Annotated in this window: 25 protein-coding genes; 12 read left to right on the top strand and 13 right to left on the bottom strand. The window is 68.9% G+C overall.

The genetic code is table 11. The features are described from left to right. Genes hsaD through B0I29_RS02865 form a run of 4 tightly spaced genes read left to right on the top strand, consistent with a single transcriptional unit; the run spans window position 1 to window position 2,854 of the window. A complete protein-coding gene (hsaD, locus tag B0I29_RS02880; protein ID WP_245972153.1) occupies window positions 1–801 on the top strand; it encodes a 4,5:9,10-diseco-3-hydroxy-5,9,17-trioxoandrosta-1(10),2-diene-4-oate hydrolase in 801 nt (266 codons plus the stop codon). Beyond that, a complete protein-coding gene (hsaC, locus tag B0I29_RS02875; protein WP_111647200.1) occupies window positions 798–1,697 on the top strand; it encodes an iron-dependent extradiol dioxygenase HsaC in 900 nt (299 codons plus the stop codon). Before hsaD ends, hsaC begins: the two co-directional genes overlap by 4 nt. Further along, window positions 1,694–2,251 (top strand): 3-hydroxy-9,10-secoandrosta-1,3,5(10)-triene-9,17-dione monooxygenase reductase subunit, encoded by a 558-nt coding sequence (gene hsaB / locus B0I29_RS02870; RefSeq protein WP_111647199.1) that lies wholly within the window; start codon window positions 1,694–1,696, stop codon window positions 2,249–2,251. The genes hsaC and hsaB overlap by 4 nt, the downstream gene beginning before the upstream one ends. A 9-nt stretch (window positions 2,252–2,260) precedes the next feature. After that, window positions 2,261–2,854: a Uma2 family endonuclease gene (locus tag B0I29_RS02865; RefSeq protein ID WP_111647198.1), complete on the top strand. Its 594-nt coding sequence runs from the start codon at window positions 2,261–2,263 to the stop codon at window positions 2,852–2,854. A gap of 3 nt (window positions 2,855–2,857) precedes the next feature. Here the strand turns inward: B0I29_RS02865 and B0I29_RS02860 are convergent, their stop codons facing one another. Genes B0I29_RS02860 through B0I29_RS02840 form a run of 5 tightly spaced genes read right to left on the bottom strand, consistent with a single transcriptional unit; the run spans window position 2,858 to window position 8,292 of the window. Further along, window positions 2,858–3,820 carry an acyl-CoA dehydrogenase family protein gene (locus tag B0I29_RS02860; protein ID WP_111647197.1) on the bottom strand — a complete coding sequence of 321 codons (963 nt, stop codon included), beginning with the start codon at window positions 3,818–3,820 and terminating at the stop codon, window positions 2,858–2,860. Beyond that, on the bottom strand, window positions 3,817–4,839 hold the full coding sequence (locus B0I29_RS02855; protein ID WP_111647196.1) for an acyl-CoA dehydrogenase family protein: 1,023 nt from the start codon (window positions 4,837–4,839) through the stop codon (window positions 3,817–3,819). Before B0I29_RS02855 ends, B0I29_RS02860 begins: the two co-directional genes overlap by 4 nt. Continuing rightward, complete coding sequence (locus B0I29_RS02850) at window positions 4,836–5,969, bottom strand: acyl-CoA dehydrogenase family protein (RefSeq protein WP_111647195.1); 1,134 nt, start codon at window positions 5,967–5,969, stop codon at window positions 4,836–4,838. The genes B0I29_RS02855 and B0I29_RS02850 overlap by 4 nt, the downstream gene beginning before the upstream one ends. Continuing rightward, window positions 5,966–6,796, bottom strand: coding sequence for an enoyl-CoA hydratase (locus tag B0I29_RS02845; protein ID WP_111647194.1), 831 nt, complete (start codon window positions 6,794–6,796; stop codon window positions 5,966–5,968). The genes B0I29_RS02850 and B0I29_RS02845 overlap by 4 nt, the downstream gene beginning before the upstream one ends. After that, window positions 6,793–8,292 (bottom strand): FadD3 family acyl-CoA ligase, encoded by a 1,500-nt coding sequence (locus tag B0I29_RS02840; protein WP_111647193.1) that lies wholly within the window; start codon window positions 8,290–8,292, stop codon window positions 6,793–6,795. Before B0I29_RS02840 ends, B0I29_RS02845 begins: the two co-directional genes overlap by 4 nt. A gap of 44 nt (window positions 8,293–8,336) precedes the next feature. Between B0I29_RS02840 and B0I29_RS02835 the strand changes: the two genes are divergently transcribed. The 3 genes from B0I29_RS02835 (at window position 8,337) to pgfA (ending at window position 11,383) form a co-directional block, all read left to right on the top strand. Continuing rightward, window positions 8,337–9,524, top strand: coding sequence for an acyl-CoA dehydrogenase family protein (locus B0I29_RS02835; RefSeq protein ID WP_111647192.1), 1,188 nt, complete (start codon window positions 8,337–8,339; stop codon window positions 9,522–9,524). Further along, window positions 9,521–10,291: an SDR family oxidoreductase gene (locus B0I29_RS02830; protein ID WP_111647191.1), complete on the top strand. Its 771-nt coding sequence runs from the start codon at window positions 9,521–9,523 to the stop codon at window positions 10,289–10,291. Before B0I29_RS02835 ends, B0I29_RS02830 begins: the two co-directional genes overlap by 4 nt. 63 nt (window positions 10,292–10,354) lie before the next feature. After that, a complete protein-coding gene (gene pgfA, locus B0I29_RS02825) occupies window positions 10,355–11,383 on the top strand; it encodes a cell envelope lipid trafficking protein PgfA (protein ID WP_111647359.1) in 1,029 nt (342 codons plus the stop codon). 58 nt (window positions 11,384–11,441) lie between these two features. Here the strand turns inward: pgfA and B0I29_RS45575 are convergent, their stop codons facing one another. Beyond that, on the bottom strand, window positions 11,442–11,609 hold the full coding sequence (locus B0I29_RS45575; protein WP_181557659.1) for a hypothetical protein: 168 nt from the start codon (window positions 11,607–11,609) through the stop codon (window positions 11,442–11,444). A gap of 10 nt (window positions 11,610–11,619) precedes the next feature. Further along, window positions 11,620–12,726, bottom strand: a complete 1,107-nt coding sequence (locus tag B0I29_RS02820; protein WP_111647190.1) for a steroid 3-ketoacyl-CoA thiolase — start codon at window positions 12,724–12,726, stop codon at window positions 11,620–11,622. Between the two features lie 101 nt (window positions 12,727–12,827). On the opposite strand from B0I29_RS02820, the gene B0I29_RS02815 reads away from it, so the two are divergent. Further along, complete coding sequence (locus B0I29_RS02815; protein WP_111647189.1) at window positions 12,828–14,048, top strand: cytochrome P450; 1,221 nt, start codon at window positions 12,828–12,830, stop codon at window positions 14,046–14,048. 1,177 nt (window positions 14,049–15,225) lie between these two features. Here B0I29_RS02815 and B0I29_RS02810 read toward each other — a convergent pair. From B0I29_RS02810 to B0I29_RS02785, 6 genes are all read right to left on the bottom strand, one after another. Continuing rightward, window positions 15,226–17,043 carry a S8 family serine peptidase gene (locus B0I29_RS02810; RefSeq protein WP_111647188.1) on the bottom strand — a complete coding sequence of 606 codons (1,818 nt, stop codon included), beginning with the start codon at window positions 17,041–17,043 and terminating at the stop codon, window positions 15,226–15,228. A 141-nt stretch (window positions 17,044–17,184) separates the two neighbouring features. Then, window positions 17,185–19,002, bottom strand: a complete 1,818-nt coding sequence (locus B0I29_RS02805; RefSeq protein WP_111647358.1) for a cellulose-binding protein — start codon at window positions 19,000–19,002, stop codon at window positions 17,185–17,187. Between the two features lie 160 nt (window positions 19,003–19,162). After that, entirely contained in the window at window positions 19,163–20,740 is a 1,578-nt protein-coding gene (locus tag B0I29_RS02800) for a GMC oxidoreductase (protein ID WP_245972179.1), read from the bottom strand. A 16-nt stretch (window positions 20,741–20,756) separates the two neighbouring features. Then, window positions 20,757–21,908, bottom strand: coding sequence for a thiolase domain-containing protein (locus tag B0I29_RS02795; RefSeq protein WP_111647186.1), 1,152 nt, complete (start codon window positions 21,906–21,908; stop codon window positions 20,757–20,759). Beyond that, window positions 21,905–22,930 (bottom strand): lipid-transfer protein, encoded by a 1,026-nt coding sequence (locus tag B0I29_RS02790; RefSeq protein WP_111647185.1) that lies wholly within the window; start codon window positions 22,928–22,930, stop codon window positions 21,905–21,907. The genes B0I29_RS02795 and B0I29_RS02790 overlap by 4 nt, the downstream gene beginning before the upstream one ends. Further along, the gene (locus B0I29_RS02785) at window positions 22,927–23,850 is read right to left on the bottom strand and encodes a Zn-ribbon domain-containing OB-fold protein (protein WP_111647357.1); all 924 of its coding nucleotides are present in this window, start codon (window positions 23,848–23,850) and stop codon (window positions 22,927–22,929) included. Before B0I29_RS02785 ends, B0I29_RS02790 begins: the two co-directional genes overlap by 4 nt. 100 nt (window positions 23,851–23,950) lie before the next feature. Between B0I29_RS02785 and B0I29_RS02780 the strand changes: the two genes are divergently transcribed. The 4 genes from B0I29_RS02780 to B0I29_RS02765 all read left to right on the top strand — a co-directional run bounded on the left by B0I29_RS02780 (window position 23,951) and on the right by B0I29_RS02765 (window position 26,949). Continuing rightward, window positions 23,951–25,498 (top strand): acyl-CoA synthetase, encoded by a 1,548-nt coding sequence (locus B0I29_RS02780; RefSeq protein ID WP_111647184.1) that lies wholly within the window; start codon window positions 23,951–23,953, stop codon window positions 25,496–25,498. Between the two features lie 163 nt (window positions 25,499–25,661). Next, window positions 25,662–25,919 carry a hypothetical protein gene (locus B0I29_RS02775; protein ID WP_111647183.1) on the top strand — a complete coding sequence of 86 codons (258 nt, stop codon included), beginning with the start codon at window positions 25,662–25,664 and terminating at the stop codon, window positions 25,917–25,919. 11 nt (window positions 25,920–25,930) lie between these two features. Then, window positions 25,931–26,413 (top strand): permease-like cell division protein FtsX, encoded by a 483-nt coding sequence (locus B0I29_RS02770; protein ID WP_111647182.1) that lies wholly within the window; start codon window positions 25,931–25,933, stop codon window positions 26,411–26,413. A gap of 32 nt (window positions 26,414–26,445) precedes the next feature. After that, entirely contained in the window at window positions 26,446–26,949 is a 504-nt protein-coding gene (locus B0I29_RS02765) for a hypothetical protein (RefSeq protein ID WP_111647181.1), read from the top strand. Window positions 26,950–26,952: the final 3 nt, after the last annotated feature.

The following is a 26,952-nucleotide window of genomic DNA, read 5'->3' as shown; positions in this document are numbered from 1 at the left end:
GTGACGCTGGCCTTTTCCCGCGACGGCGCGGGCTCACCGGTGGTCCTTCTCCACGGAGGCGGTCCCGGTGCGTCTGCCAAGAGCAACTTCGAGCGTACGATTCCCGCGCTCGCCCCGCATTTCGATGTGCTCGCCGTTGACCAGCCCGGATACGGCGGCTCTCTCGGTGACCCGATCACCGGGCAGTACTTCACGTTCGCCGCGCACCGCCTCGCCGAACTGCTGGACAAGCTCGGCATCGACCGGGTCGACCTGATCGGCAACTCGCTCGGTGGCGGCACAGCCGTACGATTCGCCCTGGATTTTCCGGAGCGCGCCCGTCGTCTGCTGCTGATGGGTCCCGGGGGTCTGAGCCTCAACGTGTTCTCCGCCGATCCCACCGAAGGCGTGAAACGCCTGGGCGCTTTCGGTCGTGATCCGAGCCGGGAGAAGCTCGCGGCGTTCCTGCGCACCCTCGTTTTCGACCCGTCGCTGATCACGTCCGCGCTGATCGACGAGCGTTTCGAGGCGGCCTCCACACCGGCCGCGCTGCGGGCCCTGGGCGAGATGGGCGCGTCCTTCGCCCGTTTCCACGAGGAAGGTCTGCTCTGGCGCGACGCCCACCGGATACAGCACGAGACGCTGCTGGTCTGGGGCCGGGAGGACCGGGTCAATCCACTCGACGGCGCGCTGGTCGCGCTGAAACTGCTGCGTAACGCCCGGCTGCACGTCTTCGGTGGCTGCGGGCACTGGGCGCATCTGGAGAAATTCGACGAGTTCAACCGCCTGGCCATCGATTTCCTCACCAAGGAGGACTCGTGAGTCTGATCCGTTCTCTCGGCTACCTGCGAGTCGAGTCCACCGACCTGCCCGCCTGGCAGGAGTTCGGCACCAAGATTCTCGGGATGTCCCCGGGGCGTGGCCCGTCCGAAAAGTCGCTCTATCTGCGGATGGATTCCCTGCCGGCCCGGATCGTGGTGACGCCGGGTTCCCGGGACCGGCTGGTCGCCACCGGGTGGGAGGTGGCGGATTTCTCGGCACTGGCCCGCCTGCGTGACGTCCTGGAAAGCGCCGGGGTCGCCGTGAAGCCGGTCGACGATCTCGGCGATCGCAGGGTGGCCGAGGCGTTCGCCGTCGACGACCCGTCCGGTAACCGACTGGAGTTCTTCTGCGGCGCGGCCCTGGACACCCGGCCGTTCGCATCGCCGTACGGCACGACGTTCGTCACCGGCGAGCAGGGGATGGGCCACGCCGTCCTGCCGGCCACCGACGACGCGGCCTCGCTGCGCTTCTACACCGAGGTCCTCGGCTTCCGGCTGCGCGACTCGATGCGGCTGCACCCCGAGATGATCGGCCTGCCGCCGTCGGACACACCGCTCTGGATGCGTTTCCTCGGCTGCGGACCGCGCCACCACAGCATCGCCTTCGCACCGATCCCGGCGCCGACCGGCATGGTCCACCTGATGATGGAGACCGCGTCGATCGACGACGTGGGCCGCGCCATCGACCGCTGCGGCCGCCACAAAGCCCCGATGATCTCCACCTTGGGCCGGCACGCCAACGACGAGATGATCTCGTTCTACGTGCGTACGCCGAGCGGTTTCGACATCGAGTACGGGTACGGCGGCCTGACCGTCGACGACCCGACCTGGGTGGCCCGCGAGACGACCTCGCACAGCGTGTGGGGCCACCGCTTCTTCGGCGGCGGCGGGCATTGACCCTCTCCGTGTCCGTCGAGCCGGGCCGTTTCCGCCGCGTGTTCGGCCACTTCTGCACCGGCGTGACGGTGATGACCACGACCGACGACGAGGGCCCGGCGGGTTTTGCCTGCCAGGCCTTCGCCCCGCTGTCGCTGGACCCACCGCTGGTCCTCTTCTGCGTACGCTCCGCCTCGCAGACCGGCAGCCGCATCCTGACAGCGGGCTTCTTCGCGGTGAACGTCCTGGCCGACGACCAGCGCGACCTCTCCCGCCTCTTCGGCAGCCCGGGAGCTGACCGCTTCGCGCCGGGTTCCTGGACACCGTCCCCATCTGGCGCCCCGATCCTGAAAGACGCCCTGACCTGGGCCGACTGCCGGATCGAAGCGGTCCACCCGGGCGGTGACCACGTCATAGTGGTGGGCCGGGTGACGGCGCTGGGCCAGTGCCGAGACACGGCCCCGCTGGTGTTCCACCGAGGCCGCTACACGGCGACGATGGCGATCTCCCCCCACGAACCCCCCGAGGTGGTCGACACCCTCCTCTCCTGGCCCCGCCACAACGACTGGATTTAGTCTTGTCCGATGCCGACCAGTCTCGAGCCCGATCCGGAATTCGGGTGGCATCGACCACCGCCGGAGGGCTATTTCGCGGAAGACCTGGACCGCATTCCGGGACTCCCGGCACACGCCGAATTGATCGACGGAAGCCTGGTCCTGCGGAGCATCCAGAGCGCCTTTCATTCGAGGGCTGTCTCGCTGCTGGAATCCGGGCTCGACGTCGCCGCGCCCTGGGAGAGATTCCGGGTAAGTCGAGAAATGTCGGTCGTGCTAGGTCGGCGACAAAGGCCCACACCGGACCTGGTGGTCGTGCATGCGGCAGCCGAAATCAATGCGGAAGCCACCTGGTACCCGGCCGACGCCGTTCTGCTGGCGGTCGAGGTGGTGTCGCCTGATTCCGAAGAGCGTGATCGTGAACGTAAGCCGCAGCTGTATGCAAAGGCTGGCATCAAATACTTCTGGCGAGTCGAGAATGCTGATGGTCGAATGGTGATCTACGCATACGAGCTTGACCCAGCCGCGGTCCAGTACGTGCCCGTGGGGATCTTTCACGATCGAGTTAATGTGGCCTATCCGTACGACATCGATATCGACCTCACCGAGATCGACAGGATGTAAGGCTCACGACAGCAGGGTGTCGGCCACTCGGGTGAGGTGGTGTTCGGGGGAGCCGAACAGCTGCGCCGCGTCCCACGCCCGCCGCAGATAGAGGTGGGCGTCGTGCTCCCACGTGATCGCGATCCCGCCGTGCACCTGGACCATCTCGGCGGCGACCTCGCGCAACGTCTCCGAACACCACACCTTTGCCACCGCGGCCAGATGGCCGGCCTCCGGCGCGCCTGCCACCAGGGCTTCGGCTGCGGTCCAGCACGCGGATCGGGCGGTTTCGACGCGTACGTACCCCTCGGCCATCCGATGCTGCAGGACCTGGAACGCTCCGATCGGACGGCCGAACTGGACCCGGCTCTTGGCGTATTCGACGGTCAGTTCCAGCGCTCGTGAGGCGGCACCGACCTGCTCGGCGGCGAGCGCCACGCAGGCGACGTCCCGAAGCCAGTCCACGGAGATCGGCCCGAGACGCTCGGCGCGCTTTTCCGGCATTTCCGAGATGTCGGCGGCGAACGAAACCGCACTGAGCTGCCGCGTCAGATCCAGCCCCGGCAAACCCCGTCGGGACTCGGGGCCGGCGGAATACAGCGACCCCTCGGAGACCACGACCAAGTCCGTGAAGCCGTCGATCACCGTGCCGTCCCAGCTCACGCCGATGACCCGCTCGCCGGCACACACCGATGGCAGCAGCCGCGCGCACGCCTCCGCATTGCCCGAGGCCAGCAGCGCCTGCGTACCCAGCAACCCCCCGAGCATCGGCGCCGGCGTCAGCGTCCGGCCCAGCTCCTCCAGCACGACGAGCGCTTCGAGCAGACTCGCGCCGGATCCGCCGTACTCCTCGGGAACGGTCAGGCCGGCCACCCCGATCTCCTTGCCGAGCCGTTGCCACAGCCCGGCGTCGTAACCGGACCGTGCCGAAGCCCCGGACAGCATTCCGCGGACCGCCGCACGCAACGCGTCGTGTTCCTCGCTCATCGTCCCCTCGCCAGCTCGGTCATCACGCGGGCCCGGTGTTGTGCGGGCGTACCCCAGCTCAGCGCCAGCACCCGCGCCTTCGTCAGCCATCGATCGAGCCCGTGCTCCCGCGTGTACCCGATGGCCCCGTGAACCTGCAGCGCCGCCCGAGCCGCCCGCTGCGCCGCCTCCCCGCAGGCAACCTTCGCCGCCGACACATCCCGACCGCCACTCCCGCCGGAAAGCCCGCCACTCCCGCCGGAGAGCCCGCCACTCCCGCCGGAAAGCCCGGCGCTCCCGCCGGAGAGCCCGGATTCCAGCGCGGCCGCCGCGGCGTACAACAGCGGCCGCGCGAACTCCAACCCCACCGCCACATCCGCCAGCCGATGCTGGACAGCCTGGAACCGCCCGATCGGCCCGCCGAACTGCTCCCGCGTCCGCGCGTACCGCACCGAAGCCTCCAGCAGCGCCCTCCCCAGCCCCAGCAGCTGCGCCGCACACACGAGCGCCCCGAGATTCAGCGCGCGCTCGACGACGGGGACGAGCGCCGGGCCTTCGGCCACGACGCTGCCGGGTGAGATCTCAGCGATTCGGCGCGTGCTGTCCATCGATGGGTACGCGTAACCGCCCCGCCCCAGCCGAACCACGTCTCTGTCCACAAGAAGCACCAGCCCAGCCGAGTCCCCATCCGCGGCGAACGGCAACCACGGCGGCGCTGCAAGGCTGGCGACCAGCCGGCCGGCGGCGAGTTCCGGCAGCCACTTCGCGGCCCCCTGCTCATCGCCGCACCCCGCGAGCAGCACCGGAACAGCGGCAATCGACTCGGCGACCGGCCCCGCAACGGCGTGATGCCCCAGCTCCTCAGCCGCCACCACAAGATCAGCAGCCGAAGCCCCGGCCCCACCGAACCGTTCCGGCACGGCAAGCCCGGTCACGCCGGCGGCAGCAAGCACACCCCACCCCGGCGACGGCGTTGCGGCGAGCGCGTCGTGCAGCGCCCCCGCGAACGCGGCCTGTTCCGCCGAGGGTGCGAGCCTCATCGCGTACCCATGTCCCGGGGAAGAGCGAGCACCCGCTGAGCGAGGATGTCGCGCTGGATCTCGTTGGTCCCGGCATAGATCGAGCCCGCCAGGGCGAAGAGATATCCGGCCGTCCAGTCCGGGTCGATCTCGGCGTGCGCACCGAGCACGTCAAGCGCGGTCTCGTGCAGCGCGATGTCCGTTTCCGACCAGAAGAGCTTCGTCGCGCTGGGCGGAATCGGCCGATCGAGAGAGAGATAGGCGCCCATCCGATAGGCCCGCGCCGCGATCCACGAGTCAACAACCCGATCCCGCAACGCACCGCCGGAAACCTCCGAAGAATCGGAGGCCGACAGCCACAGCGCCACCAACCGCTCCGCCGCCGCCGTGAAGCGACCCGGACCACGCAGCGTGAGCCCCCGCTCGTGACCAGCAGTGCTCATCGCCACCCGCCAGCCGTCCCCGGGCTCCCCGATCACGTCCGAGTCCGGCACGAACACGTCGTCCAGGAAGATCTCCGCGAACCCGTGCGACCCGTCAAGCTGCTGGATCGGCCGAACCGTGACACCCGGCGCCCGCAGGTCGAACATCAGATAGCTGAGCCCACGATGCCGCGCGGCCTCCGGCGAACTCCGGAACAGCCCGAACGCCCGGTCGGCGATCACCGCCCGTGAACTCCACGTCTTCTGACCGCTGAGCAGCCAGCCACCATCGGTACGAGCGGCCCGCGATCGAATCGAGGCGAGATCACTGCCGGCGTCCGGTTCGGACCAGGCCTGCGCCCAGACCGTGCCGGCCCGGGCCATCGGCGGCAGGATCCGCGCGCACTGTTCCGTGGTGCCGTGCGCGAGCAGGGTCGGCGCCAGCAGGAACAGGCCGTTCTGTCCGATCCTGATCGGCGCGCCCGCCGCGTGGTACTCCTCATCGAACAGCAGTGTGTGCAGTGGCGGAGCATCCCGGCCGCCCCACGAGGAGGGCCACGCCACCGCCGCGAGCCCGGCGTCGAAGAGCTGCCGTTCCCAGGCGCGATGCGCGGCGTCGCCCTCCGGGGTGTCCACACCGGGCAGCGGCTCGGACGGCACGTGCGCGGCCAGCCAGTCACGGACCTCCGCGACGAAGGCCGCCGCGGGCGGATCCAGATCGAGATTCATCGGGCGGCCTTCTTCATGGCGGCCGCGTCCATCCCGCCGAGGGAGTCCGCGCTGGTCTCGGCGTTGTGCGCGTGCGCGACGTGATGCAGGCCGAACACCGAGTCCATGCCGGCGCGCAGACCCATCTGGTCCTCGCAGAGGTTGACGGCCCGTTTCGCGAGCGCCAGCCCGAACGGCGGCATCGTCGCGATCCGCCCGGCCAGCGCGAACGTCTCCTCGTCGAGGCGCTCCCGCGGCACGACCCGGTTGACCATGCCCACCTCGTAGGCGCGCTGCGCGGAGAACCGATCCCCGGTGAAGAGCATCTCGCGGGCGAACCGCGGCCCGACCACCCACGGATGCGCGAAGTACTCCACGCCGGGAATGCCCATCCGCAGCACCGGATCGGCGAAGAACGCGTCCTCGGCCGCCACGATCAGGTCGCAGACCCAGGCCAGCATGAGCCCACCGGCCACGCAGGCGCCCTGCACCATCGCGATCGACGGTTTCGGAATCTCCCGCCAGCGCCGGCACATGCCCAGGTAGACCTCCAGCTCGCGGGCCATCCGCCGATCCGCGCCGGCCTTGTCGGTGTGGTCCCACCACTGCGCGGCCCGCCGGGGGAAGGACTCGTCGGCGTCGCGTTCCGGCGTGCCGATGTCGTGTCCGGCGGAGAAGTGCTCACCTGCGCCGGCCAGCACGATCACCGCGACGCCCGGGTCGTCGACGGCCCGGGTGAACGCGTCGTCGAGCGCGTAGGTCATCGCCGAGTTCTGCGCGTTGCGATACCGAGGCCGGTTCAGAGTGATCAGCGCGGCCCGGTCCCGTACTTCATAGAGAACGGTCATGACTCACTCCGCAACAGGTACTTGAGCACCTTGCCGGAGGCGTTGTGCGGCAACGACTCCCGCACCTCCACCCGCCGCGGCACCTTGAACCCCGCGAGCCGCCCCCGGCAGAAACCGATCACTTCCCCAGGATCAAGATCAACCCCATTCCTGGGTACGACGAAAGCGCGCCCCACCTCACCGAGCCGCTCGTCGGCCACTCCGACCACGGCGGCCTCAGCAATCCCGGGCATCGCGGCGAGCGCCCGCTCGACCTCGGCCGGATAGACGTTGAACCCGCCGCAGATGTACATGTCCTTGAGCCGGTCCGTGATCGTCAGATATCCGCGCTCGTCCAGCGACCCGGCGTCCCCGGTGTGCAGCCACCCCTCAGCGTCGATCGCGGCGGCGGTCGCCTCCGGGTCGTCGAGATAACCGAGCATCACGTTGGGCCCCTGCAACAGAACCTCCCCGCCGTTGTCCGCGATCCGGACCTCCATGCCGGCGGCGGCGCGACCGCAGGTGGTGGCCACTGTCTCGTCGTCGTCGCCGGGCCGGCACATCGTCGCGACGACGGCCTCGGTCAGCCCGTAAGCGGTGAGCACCGTCCCGATGCCCAGCGCGGTGCGGATCCGTGCGACCAGCGCCGGCGGCACGGTGGCGGCGCCGGTGACCGCGAGCCGCAGCGACGACAGGTCCCATTTCTCCCGCTCCGGATGGTCGAGAAGCCCGATGTAGAGCGTCGGCGCCCCGGGCAGCACTGTGATCCGCTCAGCGGCGATCAGCTCGCAGGCCTGCCCCACGTCGAAGACCACCTGGGGAACGATCGTGGCACCGGTCAGCAGGCAGGCCAGGATCCCCGCCTTGAGCCCGAAACTGTGGAAGAACGGATTGATCACCAGGTAGTTGTCATCCGCCCGCAGCCCCGCCGTCTCCGCCCACGACGCCGCGACGGCCAGGGCCTGCCGGTGTGCGCTCATGGCACCTTTGCTGCGGCCCGTCGTGCCAGAGGTGAAGAGGATGTCACTGAGGTCGTCCGTGCGTACCCCCGCTGCTCGTGACTCCGCAAGCGCGACCGGCGCGGAGAGCCCGCGCCGCAGAAAGCTCGCCCATCCCTCATCAGAAAGGGTGACCGTCAGCGTGAGGTCGGGCGGGCTCAGCTCCGCCGAACGGTCCCTGCCCAGAAAAGGACCGGAAACGATCAGGGCTTTCGCGCCGCTGCGGGTGAGCACGTCGGCGGCCTCGACCGCTGTGTAGCGCGTGTTGATCGGCACCAGCGTCGCTCCCGCGCAGCTCGCGCCGAGCGCGGCGAAAACCCAGTGCGCCGTGTTCGGCGCCCAGATCGCCACCCGGTCGCCCGGCTCGATCCCGGACGCGATGAAGGCGCGAGCCGCCGCGACGACCTCGTCCCGGAGCTCGGCGAACGTCCACCGGCCGGCAGCCGGATCCACCAGCGCCGGCGCCGGACCAAACTCGCGCGCCGCGCGGATCACCGCCGCCGGGATGGTCTGTTCCACCCAGGCCTCCCGATGGTTTACCAAGCAAGTGCTTGGTCGGTAGGGTGAGCCTACGCGCGCTCCTGGAGGTGACGCCAGTGTCCGGCGATGAGGCGTTCCGCATCGAGATCAGGGATTGGCTCGCCGCCAACCTCACCGACGACCTGCGCGGCTCCGGCGGCCCCGGCCGGGAGAACGAGGCGTTTCCGCAGCGCCTCGCCTTCGCTCGCCGCCTCGCCGCCGCCGGGTGGACCACGCTGGCCTGGCCGGTGGGTCACGGTGGGCGAGGCGCGTCCCTCGCGCGGCAAGTGATCTTCCACGAGGAGTACGCCCGAAGCGCCGCCCCCAGCCGCGTCGACCACATCGGCACCACCATGGTCGGCCCGACCCTGATCGAGCTCGGTACGCCTGAGCAGCAGCAACGCTTCCTGCCCCGGCTGGCGAGCGTCGACGAGCTGTGGTGCCAGGGCTACTCCGAACCCGGCGCGGGCTCCGACCTGGCCGGCGTCACCACCCGGGCGCGGCTCGACGGCGACCAGTGGGTGCTCACCGGGCAGAAGGTGTGGACGTCGCTCGCCCACGTGGCCGACTGGTGTTTCGTCCTGGCCCGCACCTCACCGCCGGTCGAGGGGGAGCCGCGTCACCGCGGGCTGTCCTATCTGCTGGTGCCGATGCGGCAGCCCGGTGTCACGGTCCGGCCGATCCGGCAGCTGACCGGCGACAGCGAGTTCAACGAGGTCTTCTTCGACGACGCCCGCACCGACCGTGACCTGGTCGTCGGCAAGCCCGGCGAGGGGTGGCGGGTGGCAATGGCGACGCTCGCCTACGAGCGCGGCGCGGCAACGGTCGGGCAGCAGATCGGGTTCCAGCGTGACCTCGACGACCTGGTCGCGCTGGCCCGCCGGACCGGTGCGGCGGCTGATCCACTGCTGCGGACCCGGCTGGCCCGGGCGGCGGTCGATCTCACGGTGCTGAGGTCGCACACTGTGCGTACCCTCGCGGCGCCGGCACCACCCCCGGCGAATCCGTCAGTGGTGAAACTGCTCTGGACCCGCTGGCGGCAGGCCCTCGCCGAGCTGGCGATGGACGTGCTGGCGTTCCCGGGGCACGGAGCGACCGCCGAGGAGACCGAGCGGTGGCAGCGGCTGTTCCTGTTCAGCCGGGCCGACACGATCTACGGCGGGTCCAACGAGATCCAGCGGGGCATCGTGGCGGAGCGCGTCCTCGGGCTGCCGCGCGGGGACCGGCGGTGACGCCTCCGGCGGGCCGTTCGCTGCTCGCCGGCAAGGTCGTGGTGGTCACCGCGGCGGCCGGTGCCGGGATCGGCTCGGCCGTCGTGGCGCGCTGCCTGGACGAGGGCGCGAGCGTCGTCATGAGCGACAGCCACGCCCGCCGGCTCGGCGAGGCAGCCGAGCGCTTCGCCGGCGACCATCCGGGCCGGGTCTTCCCGGTGCCCTGCGACGTCACCGACGAGGCCGCCGTGCAGGCGCTGATCGACGCCGCGACCGGGCACTTCGGGCAGCTGGACGTCCTGGTCAACAACGCCGGTCTCGGCGGCAACCGGCCGGTCACCGAGATGGCCGACGACGAGTGGTCCCGGGTCCTCGACGTCACGCTGACCGGCACGTTCCGCTGCACCCGGGCCGCGCTGCGCCGGATGAGCGAGCAGGGCACCGGCGGCGCTGTCGTCAACAACGCCTCGGTGCTCGGCTGGCGGGCGCAGGCCGGTCAGGCGCATTACGCGGCGGCGAAGGCCGGGGTCATGGCGTTCACCCGGTGCGCCGCCCTGGAAGCGGCAGCCTTCGGCGTACGCGTCAACGCCGTGGCGCCGAGCCTGGCCGCACACCCCTTTCTCGACCGGGTCATGGACGCGGTGGAACTGGCCGAGCTGGCCGGCCGGGAGGCGTTCGGACGGGCGGCCCAGCCGTGGGAGGTGGCGACCGTGGTGGCGTTCCTGGCCAGTGACTACGCGTCGTACCTGACCGGTGAGGTCATCTCGGTCAGCAGTCAGCGGGCCTAGGGCTCTTTCGCTGATGGTTACGGAGCAGTAGATTGTAACGCGTTCTACTTTGTGGAGGACGCGATGAAGCGGCGGATCACAGGTGCGACACTCTTCGGGCTCGGCGTTCTGTGCCTGCTTCTGGCCGGCGCCCTGGCGTGGATAATCGTCCCCTCGCAGCGCAAGGTTCCCCTCGACCTGATCCCACCGGATGTCGTGGTGCAGGCCGACAGTGCCACGTTCGTGCAGGCCAAGGTCCTGCCGGACGGGTCGCCGCAGATTGCCGTGCAAACCGCGGGCCTGCGCAGCGCGACCGGCATTAAACCCGACTTCCAGGCCGCCGCCGACCTCGGTGGCGACCTGGCCGACAACACCCTGATCTGGAACGTGTACCACGCGACGGACCGGACCGACACGGCCGAGCCGATCAACAGGTCGGAGAGCCGGATCGCGCTTGATCGCGTCTCCGGCGCGGCGGTGGATTGGGACGGGCAGTGCCACAGCGAGTCGGCGGGCGAGCCGTGCGCGGCGGGCAACGTCGACTTCGCGGGGCAGCTCTACCTCTTCCCGTTCGGCACGGAGAAGACGACGTATCAGTACTGGGACTCGACGCTGCACAGCGCGCTGCCGATGGAGTACCAGGCCGAGGAGAACTTCAACGGCCTGCCCACCTATCGCTTCCAGCAGCAGATCCCGCAGCAGACCATCGAGATGGACGCGACATCGCTGAGCGGGCTGCTCGGGTTCCTCGCACCGGACGCGACCACCGGCACGGTCTCCTATCAGGCCACCCGCACGCTGTGGGTGGAGCCGGAGACCGGCGCGATCGTCGGATATCGCGAGCAGCAGCACCGCGAGCTCGCTCCGGATGTGGGCGCGCCGATCGTCATCTTCGACGCTGACCTTCAGTACGACGAGGCGACGCTGAGCGCTGTGCACGACGAGGCGGCCGACGGTCGTACCCTCTTGATCCTTCTGGGTTTCTGGGCGCCGCTCGGCCTGCTCGTTCTCGGGCTGGTGCTCGCGATCGCGGGGTTCGTGCTGGTGCGCGGGTCCAAGAAGGAGCACACCCCGGCGCACGCGGCCGAGTCGGAGCCGGCGCCGGTCGGCTGATCTGACAGAGATCCCGGTCGCGCCCCTTCTCCAGAGGTGCGACCGGGATCTCTATCTGTCAGCGGGAGCCGTAAAACGCGGGCGGGACCTGCGGATCGGTGCCGGGCGTGTTCGCCGCCACCTCACTCGCCGTCGGGTTGAGTGCGGCGATCACCGCGGTCACGCCGATCGCCGCGAGCACGACGGCCGCCACCACGGCGGCCACCAGGTTCTTCAGCAGAAACATCGATCTCTCCTCACAGCCGCTCGAGAATGCTCGCTGTGGACATCGCGCCGCCCGCACACATCGTGATCAGTGCGGTGCTGCCGCCCGAACGTTCCAACTCGTGCAGGGCGGTGGTGATCAGCCGGGCCCCGGTGCTGCCGACCGGGTGCCCGAGCGCGATTGCGCCGCCGTTGACGTTGACCCGGGATTCGTCCGCGCGGTGCACCGCGAGCCAGGAGAGCACCACGCTGGCGAACGCCTCGTTCACCTCGAACAGGTCGACGTCGTCGATCTTCATGCCGGCCTTGGACAGGACCCGCTCGGTGGCGGTGATCGGCCCGTCCAGGTGGTAATACGGTTCCGCGCCGACCAGGCACTGCGCGACGATCCGGGCACGCGGCCGCAGTCCCCGCTCGCGGGCGCGATCGGCGTCCATGAGCAGCACGGCGGCAGCGCCGTCGGAGATCTGCGAGCTGGTGCCGGCGGTGTGCAGGCCGTCGGGGAGAACGGGTTTGAGGGCTTTCAATCCGTCGAGCGTGGTCTCCCGCAGTCCCTGGTCCCTGGTCACGTCGCCCACCGGGATCATTTCGCGGTCGAAGCGGCCCTCGGCCCAGGCCCGAGCCGCCTTCGCCTGGGAGCCGACCCCGAAACGATCGAGGTCCTCCCTGCTGAGCCTGCGCCGGCCCGCGATCCGCTCGGCCGCGACGAACTGATTCGGCAGGTCGATGTCCCAGCTCTCCGGCCGGGGCAGCCCCGCGTCGCCGAGGTTGGCGCGCAGCGGGACCCGGCTCATCGACTCGACGCCGCAGGCCATGCCGGTGGTGATCGCGTCGGCCGCGATCAGGGCGGCGATCAGATGGGTGGCCTGCTGCGCGGAGCCGCACTGGGCGTCGATCGTGGTGCAGCCGGTCTCGTGCGGGAGGCCGGCATGCAACCAGGCGGTACGGGTGATGTTGCTGGACTGCTCGCCGCCCTGGGTGACGCATCCGCCGATGGCCTGTTCCACATCGACCGGGTTTCTTTTCAGAAGCGCTTGCTGCGCCGCACCCAGGAGTGAAGCGGCGTGCAGGCCCGACAGCCATCCACCCCTGCGACCGATCGGCGTGCGAACGGCATCGACAATCACCGGTACGCCCACGCTGAGACTCCTTATAGAACGTGTTCTCGTATCGAACCTACCATCCGCGGCGAGTTACGTGTTTGAATCGGTAGAACCTGTTGCTGTCCTCTGGAGGAGCCGTGGCCGAGCCGCGTACCCGTATCGACTTCACCGATCCGGACATCTACGTTCACGGCATTCCGCAGGCCGAGTTCGCCGAGGCCCGCGCACACGCACCGGTCTGCTGGGTGCCGCAGGAGCGGGGCAGCGCCGGCTTCGACGACGACGGTTACTGGGCGGTGACCCGGCATGCCGACGTGATGACCGTGTCCCGCGACTCCGACACGTACTCGAGCTGGGAGAAGACGGCGATCGTCCGGTTCGGTGCGGACATGACCCCGGACCGCCTGGAGATGCAGCGATACATCCTGCTCAACATGGATCCGCCGCAGCACACCCAGCACCGGTCGATCGTCTCCCGGGGTTTCACGCCACGGGCCGTCAACAGCCTGCGCAACGCTTTGCAGGAGCGGGCCTCGCAGATCGTGGCGGCCGCCGGGACATCCGGCGACTTCGTCAACGAGATCGCCTGTGAGCTGCCCCTTCAGGCGATCGCCGAGCTGCTCGGCGTGCCTCAGGAGGACCGGCACGACGTCTTCAACTGGTCGAACGCGATGATCGGCCAGGACGACCCGGAGTTCAGCGACGGCAGCGACCCGATCGAGCCGGCGATGTCCCTGCTGGCGTACGCGATGACGATGGCCGAGGACCGCCAGACCTGTCCCCGCGACGACATCGTCACCACCCTGGTGAAAGCCGAGATCGACGGTACCAACCTGTCCACCGACGAGTTCGGTTTCTTCGTGCTGATGCTCGCGGTGGCGGGCAACGAGACCACTCGGAACGCGATCTCCCACGGCATGCTCGCGTTCATGGAGCACCCGGACCAGTGGGATCTCTATCGGTCAACCCGTCCGCGAACGGCTGTCGACGAGGTGGTCCGCTGGGGCAGCCCGATCAACGCCTTCCAGCGCACCGCAAAAGTCGACACGGTCCTGAACGGCCAGCCCATCCAGGCGGGCCAGCGGGTCGCCATGTTCTACGGCTCGGCCAATTACGACGACGAGGTCTTCACCGACCCGCACCGCTTCGACATCACCCGCAGCCCCAACCCCCACCTGGGCTTCGGCGGCAGCGGCGCGCACTTCTGCCTGGGCGCCAACCTCGCCCGGCTGGAAATCGACCTGATCTTCAACGCGATCGCCGACCAGATGCCCGACATCACTCTGGCGGGCCAGGCCTCGCGTCTGCGCTCCGGCTGGATCAACGGCATCAAACACCTGCCGGTCACCTATCGCTGACCGCACCCTCGACTGACCCGCGCGATGTTGGGCCACGCTTCCTGTTGGCTGTGGTTCGGGGACCAAGATCTAGCCAGGACGGGCACGGGCCGTTCGCGGCGGAGCCCGTACGCTCACCGGTCTTCCAGCGCGGGCCAGGTCAGACGGTTTCACGGCACGTGCCTCGAACGTCGCCGCATCGTCCCGAACAGCCAGAACGCAAGATCGCCGGATGCCGGATGGGCACGGTTTTGATCGCTTCCCCGCCCCCGCGGCCTCCGATAGCGATCGTGGTCCCCAAACCACACCCCAACGGGAACCACAGCCCAAGATCGCGCAGGCCAGAGCAGGCGTGTCGACTTCGGGTTAGCTGCGCCCCCAAACTCGACACGCACTCTGCGAACCGGCTGCGCTGTGTCGTTTTCGGGTTTGCTGCGCGCCCGAATTCGACACATACCCTGCGATCCGCTTCCCCTGTGTCGTTTTCGGGTTAGCTGCGCCCCCAAACTCGACACGCACCCTGCGATCCGCTTCCCCTGTGTCGATTTCGGGTTTGCTGCGCCCCTCAACTCGACAAGCACCCTGCGAGCCGCTTGCCCTGTGTCGATTTCGGGTGCGATACGCACCTCAACTCGACACACACCGGACGGGGGCGCTCGCGGCGTGATGTGCTTTCGGTCCCGCCAGACGAACCGGACCCTGCGGCTGGGTCAGGTCGCACACAACACCACCGTGTGCCCGGGTCTACGCCCTGGCCGTGACGAGGTCACACAGACCGCATCCGTGCGACCCTATTCACGCTGAATCGAGCATCCGTGTGACCCCGTCCACGCGCACTGAGTCCCACGCCCCGAGCCTCGAGGCCACCGTGAATGGGCATGAACCCGGTGAATGCTTCTGGACTGAAACCTAGGCTGAACAGGGCTTGCGTGCGCTTCCGCTCACGTTCCCCGGCGTGTCGACTTCGGGTTATCCGCGAGCACCCTCGTCACGCGCTGCCACCGTAAAGGTGGATGTTGGAGACCTGTGGGGCCCAGAACACCCAGGGGTCTCCACCATCCGGCCGGCGGCGGCGGCTTTCCCGGCCGGCGCTCACCCTCCGTGACGGTTCGGTGGGGCGAATGGCGCCGTCTGGCTATCCGGCCGACCCGCCACCCGGGCCCGCCCTGGCGAAGAGGGCGGGCCCGGTCGGCGAGGGTCAGCGCTTCCAGGTACGCGTAGCCGTCGTCCTGGTGTTGCCCACCTTGTCGACAGCACGAATCTTGATCTTGAGCTTCTTCCCGTACTTACTGACCTTGATCTTGAAGGTGTACGGCTTGGAGGCGTCCTTCTTGACCAGCTTGCCGTTGATGTAGAGCTCGACCCGGGCGATGCCGCTCGCGTCGCTGGCCGCAACCTTGACGGTCACCGTGCCCTTGACCTTCTTGCCGTTCTTCGGGGCACTCGTGATCTTCACGGCGGGCGCCTTGTTGTCGGCGATCACCCGGCGGTTGTAGACGCCGTAGTTGCCGGCCTTGTCGAACACCCGCCACTGCAGGTTGACGTTGCCGTTGGCCTTGCCGCTGTTGTAGCGCAGCGAGTACGGCGCCGTGTTGTCCCGGCCGACCTGCTTGCCGTTGGCGTACAGGATCGCGTGCGAGAGCCCCGACCCACCGCTGTCCGACACCCCGCCGGCGGTGACCGTGATGGCGCCACGGAACCGCTTGTTCTGCGCGGGGCTCGACCCGGCGATCCGCGGCGCGGTCGTGTCGATGCTGGTCACGGCCCGTGCGGCGCGGATCTCGCCGTACTGGCTGAAGCCGGTGGTCTCGGTCGGCCGGGCGGTGCGGGTCAGGCTGTTCACCAGAGCCGTGTTGCTGGCCTTCGGCGCCTTCGACTTCATCAGTGCGAGCACCCCGGAGACCAGCGGCGCCGACGCGGACGTGCCGCAGAAGTCGCTCCGGTAATCGTCGGCCGTCGTGCTGTTGCCGAAGCCCGCGAGGTTGGCCGCGATGGTGCACCAGGGCGCCGCCACGTCGACCCAGCTGGGGCCGTAGTTGGACCCGTAGTAGAAGTAATAGCCGTCGATGATGTCGACGTTGAAATACCAGTCGCTGCTCTCGTCGGTGCCCCCGACGCCGATCACGCCGGGGTACGCCGCCGGGTAGTGCGGCGTGCTGACCGCGTCGTTGCCGGCCGACGCGATCACCAGGGAACCCTTGCGCTGGGCGTACGCCACGGCGTCACGTAGGGCGGCGACGTTGGCGGTGCCGCCGAGCGAGGCGTTGATGATCTTCGCGCCCTTGTCGGCCGCGTAGATGATGCCCGAGGCCACCGTGCTCTGGTAACCGGAGCCGTTGGCGTCCAGCACCTTCACCGGCAGGATCTTGCAGGACCAGCAGGTGCCGGCCATGCCCTTGCCGTTGTTGCCCTGCGCCGCGATGAGCGAGGCCACCGAGGTGCCGTGGCCCTCGTCGTCGACCGCGTTCGTGTCCTTGTTGACGAAGTCGTACCCGGACAGGACCCGGCCGGCGATGTCGTCGAAGGACGTGACACCGGTGTCGACGACCGCGACCGTCAGACCGGAGCCGGTCGTGCTGCTCCACGCGTCCGGCAGGGTGATCTGCGGAAGTTCGGTCTGGCCCGACCACTCCGGGTCGTTCGGCGTGACCCGGTCAGCCGTGACGACCGCGTCCTCCTCGACGTAGGTGACGCCGGCCGTCGCTCGCAGCTTCGCCGCGGCCTGGCCGGCCTCGGCGCGAGGCACCGAGACGACACGGACACCGAGCCGGTCGAGCGACGCGTTGCCCTTCGAGGCGAAGCCGAGTGACGAGGCGCTCGCGGAACCACCGACGATCAGGTTCACCGTGCTGCTCTCGGGCGTTTCCACCCTGCGCGGGGTGGCACCTGCCGCCGCCGCGGCCCGTTTGCGGGACTCGACGTCGGTGCCGTCGCCTGCGGCGTGTGCCGCCGGTGCCGCCAGGCCGGTAGCGACAAGCGCGGCCGGCAGAACCAGCCCGGCCCCGACGCGTTTCATGAGCGTGCCCAATTCGAACCCCCCGAATCGCCGATCATGGATGTTTCGATCCTATGTAGAGGAGGTGCGAATGGGACGAGGCGAACGGCCGCCTGCCCCTGTCGTAACGGACCCTTGACAGAGGCAGGCGGCATACGGTTCTTACAGCGTCACGCGGGCGCCGCCGATCGTCACGACCAGGGCGCCGTTCGAGGCGTACGACCAGGCCAGCGCACCCGTGTACGCCGAGCACCGGGATCCGTTCGAGCCGGACCAGAACTGGTTCGTGCTGTCCGAGTTCCCGACGATCCGGTCGTTGGTGCCGCTGCCGCTGCGGCACGACGTGTTGTTCCGGAACACCGAGCTCCCGGCGTCGAAGTTGAAGTTGCGCTCGGTGTTGTCCACGCTCAGGTTGTTGGAGATCGTCATCGAGCCCGGGTTGCTGTTGTAGGTGAACCCGTGCTTGCCGTTCTTGTAGGCGATGCTCCGCCGCACCACGTGGTTGACGCCGATGTCCTCGCCGCCGAGCTTGTACCCGTTGCGGTCGCCGGCGCCGGCCTGCGAACCGTCACTGAGCGTGCCGTTGTTGTAGGCGAGCGAGTCCTCGATCGTGACCACGCCGATCGCGCCGGTGTCCGTCTTCGTGTACAGATCCCAGCCGTCGTCGATGTTGTGATGCGAGACCGCGTACCGGAAGACGTTGCCGGAACCGACAGTCAGCTTCGCCGCGAAACCGTCCGCGTCCTCACCGTCGGAGTCGGCGTTGTCGTGCGACTCGGCGCTCAGGACCAGGTTGTTCGCCGGCCACTGACTGTTCGGCGTGGTCGACAGGATCCGGGACAGCTGGAGCCCGGTGTCCCGGTTGAACCGCGTGATCGTCCGTTCCAGGACATTGTTGCTGCCGCCGACGAAGATCCCGTTGTCGCCGGCCCGCTCGACCACGACGCCGTACACCCGCCAGTAATTGCCGTTCACCGCGAGCCCACGGTTCGCCGGGTCCTCACTCTGCGCGGCGAAATTCAAGACCGGCACTTCACTTTGGTACGCGGAAAGCGTCTTGAGAGCTCCCGCGGAACCGTTGTTACCGGCCGCGATGGTGACCGTCTGCGCGTACGAATAGGTCCCGCCGCGGAGATAGATCGTGCCGCCTGCGGCGATCCGGGTGATCGCCGAGGTCAGCGTCGTCGGGCTGGCGAGCGTCCCGGCGGCGCTGTCAGTGCCGCCCGGAGCCACGTACAGAGCGTTGGAGGCGGGCGGGGGAGAGGAGGACGCGGACGGCGACGGCGACACCGAAGCGGAGGCCGAAGCCGAGGGGGAAGCCGAAGCCGACGGCGACGAGGTCGGTGAGGATGTCGGCGTGGTGCCGCCGGCGTCGTCGACCACGATGTCGTCGAAGCGGCCCGCCGCGTGCTCGGTGAGCAGCCCGATCCGGCCCGCCGCGATCGTGCTGTCCGACACCGATCCGACGCTCGTGCCGTTGACCGAACCGCTGATGGTGGACCCGCTGACGGCCAGCCGGAGCGTGTAGAACGTGCTGGTCGAGATGGTCTGCGACAGCGTGCCGAGCACTGTCACCGCGCTGCCGTTCATCGTCTCGAGCCGCACCTGGTTGGCGCCGGTCAGCGACAGCCGGTACATCTTCGTCGACCCGCTGGCCCGGGCGGTCAGCGCGACCACGCCGGCGCTCGACGCGAACGAGGTCGCCTTGACCCGGGCCTGCACCGCGTAGTTCGTCCAGGTCGTCGCGCCGGCGAACTGCCGGGCCCGCTCACTGCCGGAATCACTCTGCTGGAGCACCTGCGAGCCGTCGCTGACGACCGACCAGGTGCCGCCCGATTTCGACCAGGCGGACGTGCTGCCCGACTCGAAATCGGCGCTGAACACGGTCGCGGCCTCGGCGGTGCCGACCGCGGTTATCAGTCCTGCGGTGAGCAGGGTGGCGAGACCGCCGGCCCAGAATAGCCGTCGGGTTGGTGTCATCATTTCTCCTGACCGAGAATGGACACCGCCGAACAGAGGCATGGAAAGAAACACGCAGGTAGGGGATGTGTCCGGCGGCGCAGCGGGGACGTCAAGAAATGTCGCACCGTCGATATAACCCCGTCAATGAATTCGATGTGCAGGTTTGTTGCAGGAATGGTCAGGCATGCGCCGCCAGGAACTGATCCATGCATCGTTCCGCGTTGGCGGTGATGGTCAGCGCCGGGTTCGCCAGGGCCGCTGATCCGGGCAGCAGGGCGCCGTCGACGCAGTACAGGTTCGCGTACCCATGGACCTTGCCGCCGAAATCGGTGGCCTTGCCCATCACCAGGCCGCCCAGCGGGTGGTACGTGTTGCGCGAGCCCAGGCCCATGCCGGTGTTGCGGTCGTACGACGGCAGGCCGGTGAGCAGCGAGCCCTTGCTGCCCTCGGTCGCCCACCACAGCCGGGTCGCCAGATCCCGGCCGGCCTTGTCGGCGGACGTCTCCATCTCCGCGTACGGCCAGTACACCTTCCCAGCACCGGTGGCCGCGTCGTAGCGGATCTCGCCGCGCTCGCTCGCCAGGCTGGTGATCAGGTGGGCGGTGGTGCTCGGCAGCCAGGACGGGATCGGCGCTGCTTCCCAGGCCATCGCGGCCGGTGCGTACGGGTTCGAGTCGTCGTAGAAGCGCACGTTGCCGGGACCGCCCTGAGCGCTGCCGACGGTCTTGCGCAGGTTCAGCCGGGCCACCAGGAAGTCGCCGTTGTTGCCCCAGCCCTTGCCGACCTCGGTGCTGGTGAGCTTCGGCAGCCTGCCGCGAGCCTTCGACGTGAGCAGCAGCGACGTGGTGTTCAGCGAGCCGGCCGCGAGGAAGAGGTAATCGCTGACGAATGTCTTCGACGCCAGCACCGCACCGGTCTCGTCGATCTGCCGCGCGGCCACCTCGAAGCGATCAGAACCGGACACCTCGCGAACCTCGGTGACCTCGTGCAGCGGCAGCACCGTGACGTTGCCGGTTTCCTCCGCCCACTTCAGATAGTTGCGGTCCACGCTGTTCTTGGCGCCGGAGTTGCTGCCGAACGGGCCCTCGCCGATCGTGTGGCACTTGACCACCCGGCCGGCCAGCTCGTCGCGGACGACGTCCCAGTTCACCCCGAACGGCACCGGCGACGCGGTGCGGCCGAACTCTGCCACGTACTGCAGCCAGCTTCTGGCTCCGACGTACGAAGAATGGTTTTGAATGTCGCTCGGGATGGTCGCGGCGCCGAGGCTCTGCCGCGCGCGCGGCCAATAGGTGGCCTCGAAGTCGGAGTACGGCAGCTCGGCGGGGTAGACCCGCTCCCAGTCGGCGCGGCGTGGCTGCGGCAGGAACATGCCGATCACCAGCGAACCACCGCCGACGCCCGCGCCGCACATCACCTGGATGCCGTCGCCGACGTGCTTCTGGATCAGCCCGGCCCGCTTCTCGATCACCTTGCTGGTGTCCAGGCCGAGTGGCGGGCGGTCGCCGAACCACGCGCATCGCCAGTCCGGATTGCCGATCGTGCAGAACGTGGTGCCTGCCGCGTTCACGGTCCACCGCCGGCCGCGTTCAAGAACGGTCACGGTCATCCCGGCCTGGGCGAGACGGTACGCGGCGACGGCTCCGCCGAAACCGCTGCCGATGATCAGCGCGGTCTTGCCCTGCAGAGCGGGAAGGGCGGGCAGAGTCCCGGCGGCGGCGAGCGCGCCGATCCGCAGCACGTTACGGCGAGTGATGTTCACGGTTGCCCCTTCAGGGTTGCTGACCGACGACCCACATGGAGAAGAACTGAGATCCGCCCCCGTACGCGTGCCCGAGCGCCGTCGCGGCACCCGCCACCTGGTGTTCGCCGGCCCGGCCCATCACCTGCATGGCGGATTCGGCGAATCGGAGCAGCCCGGACGCGCCGATCGGGTTGGAGCAGAGGACCCCGCCGGACGGGTTGACCGGCAGCCGCCCGCCGATCCGGGTCTCGCCGGATTCGGTGAGTTTCCAGCCCTGACCAGGGCCGACGAAGCCCAGGTTCTCCAGCCACATCGGCTCGAACCAGGAGAACGGCACGTAGATCTCGGCGACGTCGATCTCGTCGAGCGGGTCCTTGATGCCGGCGGCGGTCCACAGCGCGTTCGCGGCCTCGACTCCGGCACGCGGGTTGACGTGGTCCTTGCCGGAGTAGAAGGTCGGCTCGGTGCGCATGGCGGTGGCCTTGATCCACGCCACCTGCCGGTCGCTGGCGTTCGCTGCCGCCTCGTCGCCGATCACCACGGCACAGGCGCCGTCCGATGACGGACATGTCTCGTCATAGCGGATCGGATCCCACAGCATGCGGGACTCCCGTACCGAATCCAGTGTGATGTCCGGCTGCCGCAGGTGGGCGAACGGGTTGAGCGCGCCGTTCTGCCGATCCTTTACGGCGACCATGGCCCCGATGTGGTCCGGCGCCTCGAATCTGCGGATATATGACCGGATGTGCGGCGCGAAGTATCCGCCGGCGCCCGCCCCGATCGGCGCGGTGAACGGCGGCTGGATCGACAGCGCCCACATCGCGTTCGACTCGGACTGCTTCTCGAACGCCACCGCGAGCACCCGCCGATGCACCCCGGCCCGGATCAGGCTGGTCGCCACGATCGCGGTGGCGCCGCCGACCGAACCTGCCGTGTGCACGCGGAGTAGCGGTTTCCCGGCTGCGCCGATCGCGTCGGCCAGGAAGAGCTCCGGCATCATGACGCCTTCGAAGAGGTCGGGCGCCTTACCGAGGACGACCGCGTCGATCTGCGACCAGTCGGTGCCGGAATCGGTCATCGCGCGGTCGATGGCCTCGCGGCACAGCCCGGCCATCGAGACATCGGTCCGCCGGGTGCGGTGGTGGGTTTGTCCCGTGCCGAGCACGGCCGCGCGCCTCATCGCTCCGCCTCCGGCGTTGTCTCCGCTGCCGCGAGCACGCAGACCAGGTTCTGCTGGAGGGCCGGTCCGCTGGTGGCGTGTGCGGCCGCCGTCTCCGCCCGCCCCGACATGATCTCCTCGGCCGCGGCCCCGATCCGGGAGAGCCCGGCGGAGAACATCGCCTGGCCGTTATCCGGCAATATCCTCACTTGTCGTCCGTCGGGAAGCGCCGCCCGCAGCAGCAACTCCTGGTGGGTGAACGGCGCGTGCAGCGCGACCACGTCCACCTCCCCGTCGAACCCCGCATCAGCCGCCGCGAGGGCCGCCGACGGGACCGTGGTCAGATCTCGCTCGCCCAAACCCTGCGGGTCGATGCGGTGCGCGATCCCGGTGATCCACGCGGGCCGGCTCCGGTCAGCGCGGCCTCGGCGGGCACGCTCGCCGCCGGCGAGCACCACCGCCGCGGCGCCGTCCAGCACTCGCGCCACGTCGTGCGTACGCAGCGGATTTCTGAGGTACGCCTGACCGAGCAACTCCCCGGCCCCCACCCCGGAATCCCGCGCCGCAACGACGGCCATGTCCCGCTCGCTGAAGAGGCCGGCCTCCAGCGCGAGCCGGGCCTGCAACGCCGCCACACTGATCGAATCCGGCCACAGCGGCGCGACGGTGTAGGGGTCCAGCTGCAGCGCGAGCACCCGGCTCAGGTCGCCGGCGCTGGCTTTGCCGAACCCGTACACCAGCGCGGTCTCCGCCTCGCCGGCCAGAATCTTGAGGTACGCCTCGTAGAGCGCCCACGCCGCGTCCATCTCCACGTGCGATTCGCTGATCGGCGGCACCGCACCGATCGCGTCAACCGCGTTGACGAACGAGAACGCCCGCCCCGCCAGGTAGTCCGACGACCCGGAACACCAGAAGTCGATCTCCTGTCGCCCGAGCCCGGCCTGCGCCAAGGCCTGCTCGAAGACCGGGACCAGGGTCTCCACCCCGCTCGTGGTGATCGACGAGTCCGAGCGGGCGAACCCGATGATCGCTACGTCGCTCATAAATGCTCCGCATAGGACTCGTAGGCCGCGTCCGGTTCGCCGGTCGGCTCGAAGTGGGCGATGTTCACCGGTGTGGCCGCCCATTCGGAGCGGTCGCGCCAGACCGCGGCGACCCGCATGCCCATCCGCACGTCGCCGGCGTCGAGCCCGAGCACCAGATGCGGGATGGGTATGTCGGCGCCGTCGAGAAGTACCTGCGCCACGACGTACGGCGGGTCGAGGCGCTGGCCTGCGAACGGCACGTTGACCACGCAGAACGTGGTGACGGTTCCGCGGTCGGCGACGTCGACGACCTCGCCGGGCGCCACGCCGTCGGCCGGGCAGACTCGCGGGGGGACGTAGACCTTGCGGCAGGCCGGGCAGCGCTGCCCGATCAAGCGGCCGTCGGCGAGAGCCCGCAGATAACGGTCCTCCTCGTCGGAGGTGGTGTGCCGGTAGTGCAGCCGGATCGGGGTGGTCATGATCTTCACGGGTTCTCCGGGCGACATATCCGAAATGTCTCCCGGCGTTGACCCCGGCTCGAAACACGCTATGTCGTTGATGTGGCCGATCCGGGAGGGCGACCACTTTGCGCGTACCCGAAGGCCTGTCCGAATTTGATCTTGATCTTGGATGTCGACCGCGTGCAGCAACGCGGTGTCCGCGCCGTCGAGCCGGATCAGCGCCCATGCGAACGGCCTGCTCAGCGGCTGTCCCTCCAGCGGCTGATCGACCCACGTCCAGCTGATCACGGTGCCGACGGGGGAGACGTCGACGAGGTCGGTGACCGGTTCGTGGGTGAGTGGGTCGAACTCGAGCGGCGGCACGTGCACGCGACCGTCCGCTGTGCGCCCGCCCAGCACGCGCCCGTCCCGCAGCCCTGTCATGAACCGGCTCAGAACCGGCCCCAGCGAGCGGGTGTAATCGAAGGCGATCGACATCGGCGCTTCCACGCCAAGAGTGAAACACGTTATAACTTTGACCGGCAAGCATGTAGCCGAGCTGCTTTCAAAGACTTGGAACGAGTTATAGAGTCGCGGCATGAACGGGATCGGGATGTGGACCGTCGCGAGCGAGTCCCCGCAGCGTGAGGCCATCGTGGAGCCGGGCGGCCGGACGCTCACCTACGGTGAGCTCGCCGCCGAGGCGGACCGGATCGGCCGGGGTCTGCGCGCGGCGGGGCTCGGCGCGGACGACACCATCGCGCTGCTGATGCCCAACAGCGCCGACATCCTGATCATGTATTTCGCGTCGGTGCAGATCGGGCTTCATGTCGTACCCCTGAATTGGCATCTCACCGCGCCCGAGCTGGCGCACATCCTCCGCGACAGCGGGGCGAAGGCGTTCGTCGCCGACGCACGCTTCGCGGACGCCGCGCTCGCCGCGGCGGACGAAGCGGACCTTCCACCCACCTCCCGCTTCGCGGTCGGCGACATTCCCGGCTTTCTGCCCTCCCTCGCCCTGGGCGCGGGGGGATCCGGCAGACCAGAGCCGCGTACGCTCGGAGCGCTGATGGTCTATACGTCCGGTACGTCGGGCCGGCCCAAAGGCGTCCGCCGCCCGCTGCTCGGCTTGGACCCGGACGACGTGCCGCCGGTGTCGCTCTGGTTCTTCGGGCTGTTCGGCCTGCGCCCGTTCGATGATCATGTGCATCTGTGCTGCTCGCCGCTGTACCACACGGCAGTGATGAACTTCGCTGTCATCTCGGTGCAGATGGGGCACAAGGTCGTGGTGATGGATCACTGGGACGCCGGTGATTTCCTGCGTCTGGTGGACCGTCATCGAGTGACCCACAGTCACATGGTGCCGACACAGTTCCGCCGGTTGCTGGCTCTTCCGCTCGCTCTTCGTGAGGGGGTCGATGTCTCCTCGATGCGCGCGATGATCCACGGGGCCGCGCCCTGCCCGCAGCCGGTCAAGCAGGCGATGCTGGACTGGTGGGGTCCCGTGGTGATCGAGTACTACGCTGCTTCGGAAGGCGGCGGCACCCTGATCACGGCGCAGGAGTGGCGGGCCCGGCCGGGCTCGGTGGGTAAGGCCTGGCCGGGGTCGCGGGTGCGGGTGCTCGACGACGACGGCAAGGACGCGCCGGAGCTGTCACCGGGGCGGGTCTACCTGCAGATGGGTGACGCCACGTTCGAATATCACGGTGACGCCGAGAAGACCCGGGCGTCGTGGCGGGACCGCATGTTCACGGTCGGTGACATCGGATACCTGGACGCCGACGGATATCTCTTCCTCTGCGACCGCGCCAGCGACGTGATCATCGTCGGCGGCGTGAACGTCTACCCGGCCGAGATCGAGAACGAACTGAGCGGCCACCCGTCGGTGGCCGACGTGGCGGTGTTCGGCATTCCCCACGAGGAGTGGGGCGAGGAGATCAAGGCCGTCGTGGAACCGGTCGACGGTGTGGTGACCGGCCCGGAGCTGACAGCATCCCTGCTGGACTTCCTGACGACGAGACTGGCCCGCTTCAAGATCCCGCGGACCGTGGATTACGTGGAGCGCCTCCCGCGCGATCCGAACGGGAAGCTTTACAAGCGCCTGCTCCGTGATCCCTATTGGTCAGCCCGCGACCGGGCGATCTAGCCGTAATCGCGATGACCTTCGATCGCGCCTTCTCTAGACTCGCGGCGCTGAGCACGCGGAGAAACGGCGCGCTGCCAAACGGTCCGGCCGGCGCACGCCTGCGAAGAACGAGCCGCCGGCCGTACCGGCGTGGCGCTGGCTCGGCGCGGAGCGCGCCGCGGCGTTGTTCGCTCTCGAGTACGACCACCGCGAGTTCGGTACCTCGAATCCGATCCTGGGTTCGCTGGTCGAACGCACTCTGGCCGGTCGCGGGGTGCTGGATTCCGCCGACCGCGCTCTCGCCGAACAGCTGCGGGCGGATGCCGAACGCTTCCGTACCCGTGACTTCGACTGGGAGAATCCCGACTGGCGCAGCTGGCATCGTTCGTCGGAAGTGCTGCGCCTGCTCGCTCACATCCGCAATGCGGCTGACGGCCGGTAGTTTGTGCACCCGTGACCGAACCCGACGCGCCCCCGGCCCCGAAGCACCAGGGCCGGCTGCTCTACTTTGTCGTCGCCGCGGCCTCCGCGCTGGTCGGCGGCGCCGTGGCCCTGGCCGTACTCTTTCTCGCCGGTTATCGGCCGGTACCGGTCCACCGGTACGAAATCATCGTCACTCTCGATCGGAAAGCCACCGCGGAACAGGATGCCGGGGTCCGCGCCTTCCTGGAGAAACTGCCGTCCGCGGGCAGCGTGACGGTGACCGACCGCGACGAACTGTTCGAACGCGTCCGCCAGGGGATGCAGGCCGAAGGGATTGACATGCCGGATGGCATGACCGCGGCGGACCTCGCGGTAACGCTGAAGATCTCCACCGTCGATCCTGACTTCGACTGCTCCGCCGTGTCCGCTCTGCACGACACCGCCGGCGTCGACGAATTCGGCGTCACCCGAACGCGCGGCGGCTCCGGCCAGGTCGCCACCCTCCTCTGCTGATGACCACCTATCAACCGGAAGAGAGTGGATCCGTGACCGCATTCGTCGAGGCGCCCGAACCGCCGGCACCCCCGCGGCGGACTCGCCGCGTCCACCTCGCCGTCGCCGGGCTCTCCGCTCTTACCGGCGCAGCCGTGGTCGTGGCCGTGCTCCTGCTCATCGGATGGCGTGCGATACCGGTCAACCTGTACCAGGTTCGGGTGTTCTTCTCGGCCGATGCCACCACCGGGCAGAAGGAGGCAGCCCGCGCCTCACTCGATGACCTGTTCTCCGACGAGGAAGCGCGGCTGTTCACCCGCGAGGACTCGCTCGCCCTGGCGAAGAAGACCTACGCCGACAAGGGCGATCCCCTGCCGCCCACCCTTACTGCCGAGTCCATGTCCGAGATGGCAGTGATCTCCATCAAAAGCCGCGAGTTCGACTGCGCCCAGGTCGATTCGCTGAAGGGCGGCTCCGGCATTACGGGGATCAATGTCATCGAGTTCCACGAAGAAATCGTCATCGCCGGGATGGTCTGCGGGCGCGATCAGTCGTGATTC

This window comes from Actinoplanes lutulentus (genome assembly GCF_003259845.1).
In the GTDB taxonomy this organism is placed as follows: Bacteria; Actinomycetota; Actinomycetes; order Mycobacteriales; family Micromonosporaceae; genus Actinoplanes; species Actinoplanes lutulentus.
This window is presented reverse-complemented; position numbering and strand designations above follow the sequence as displayed.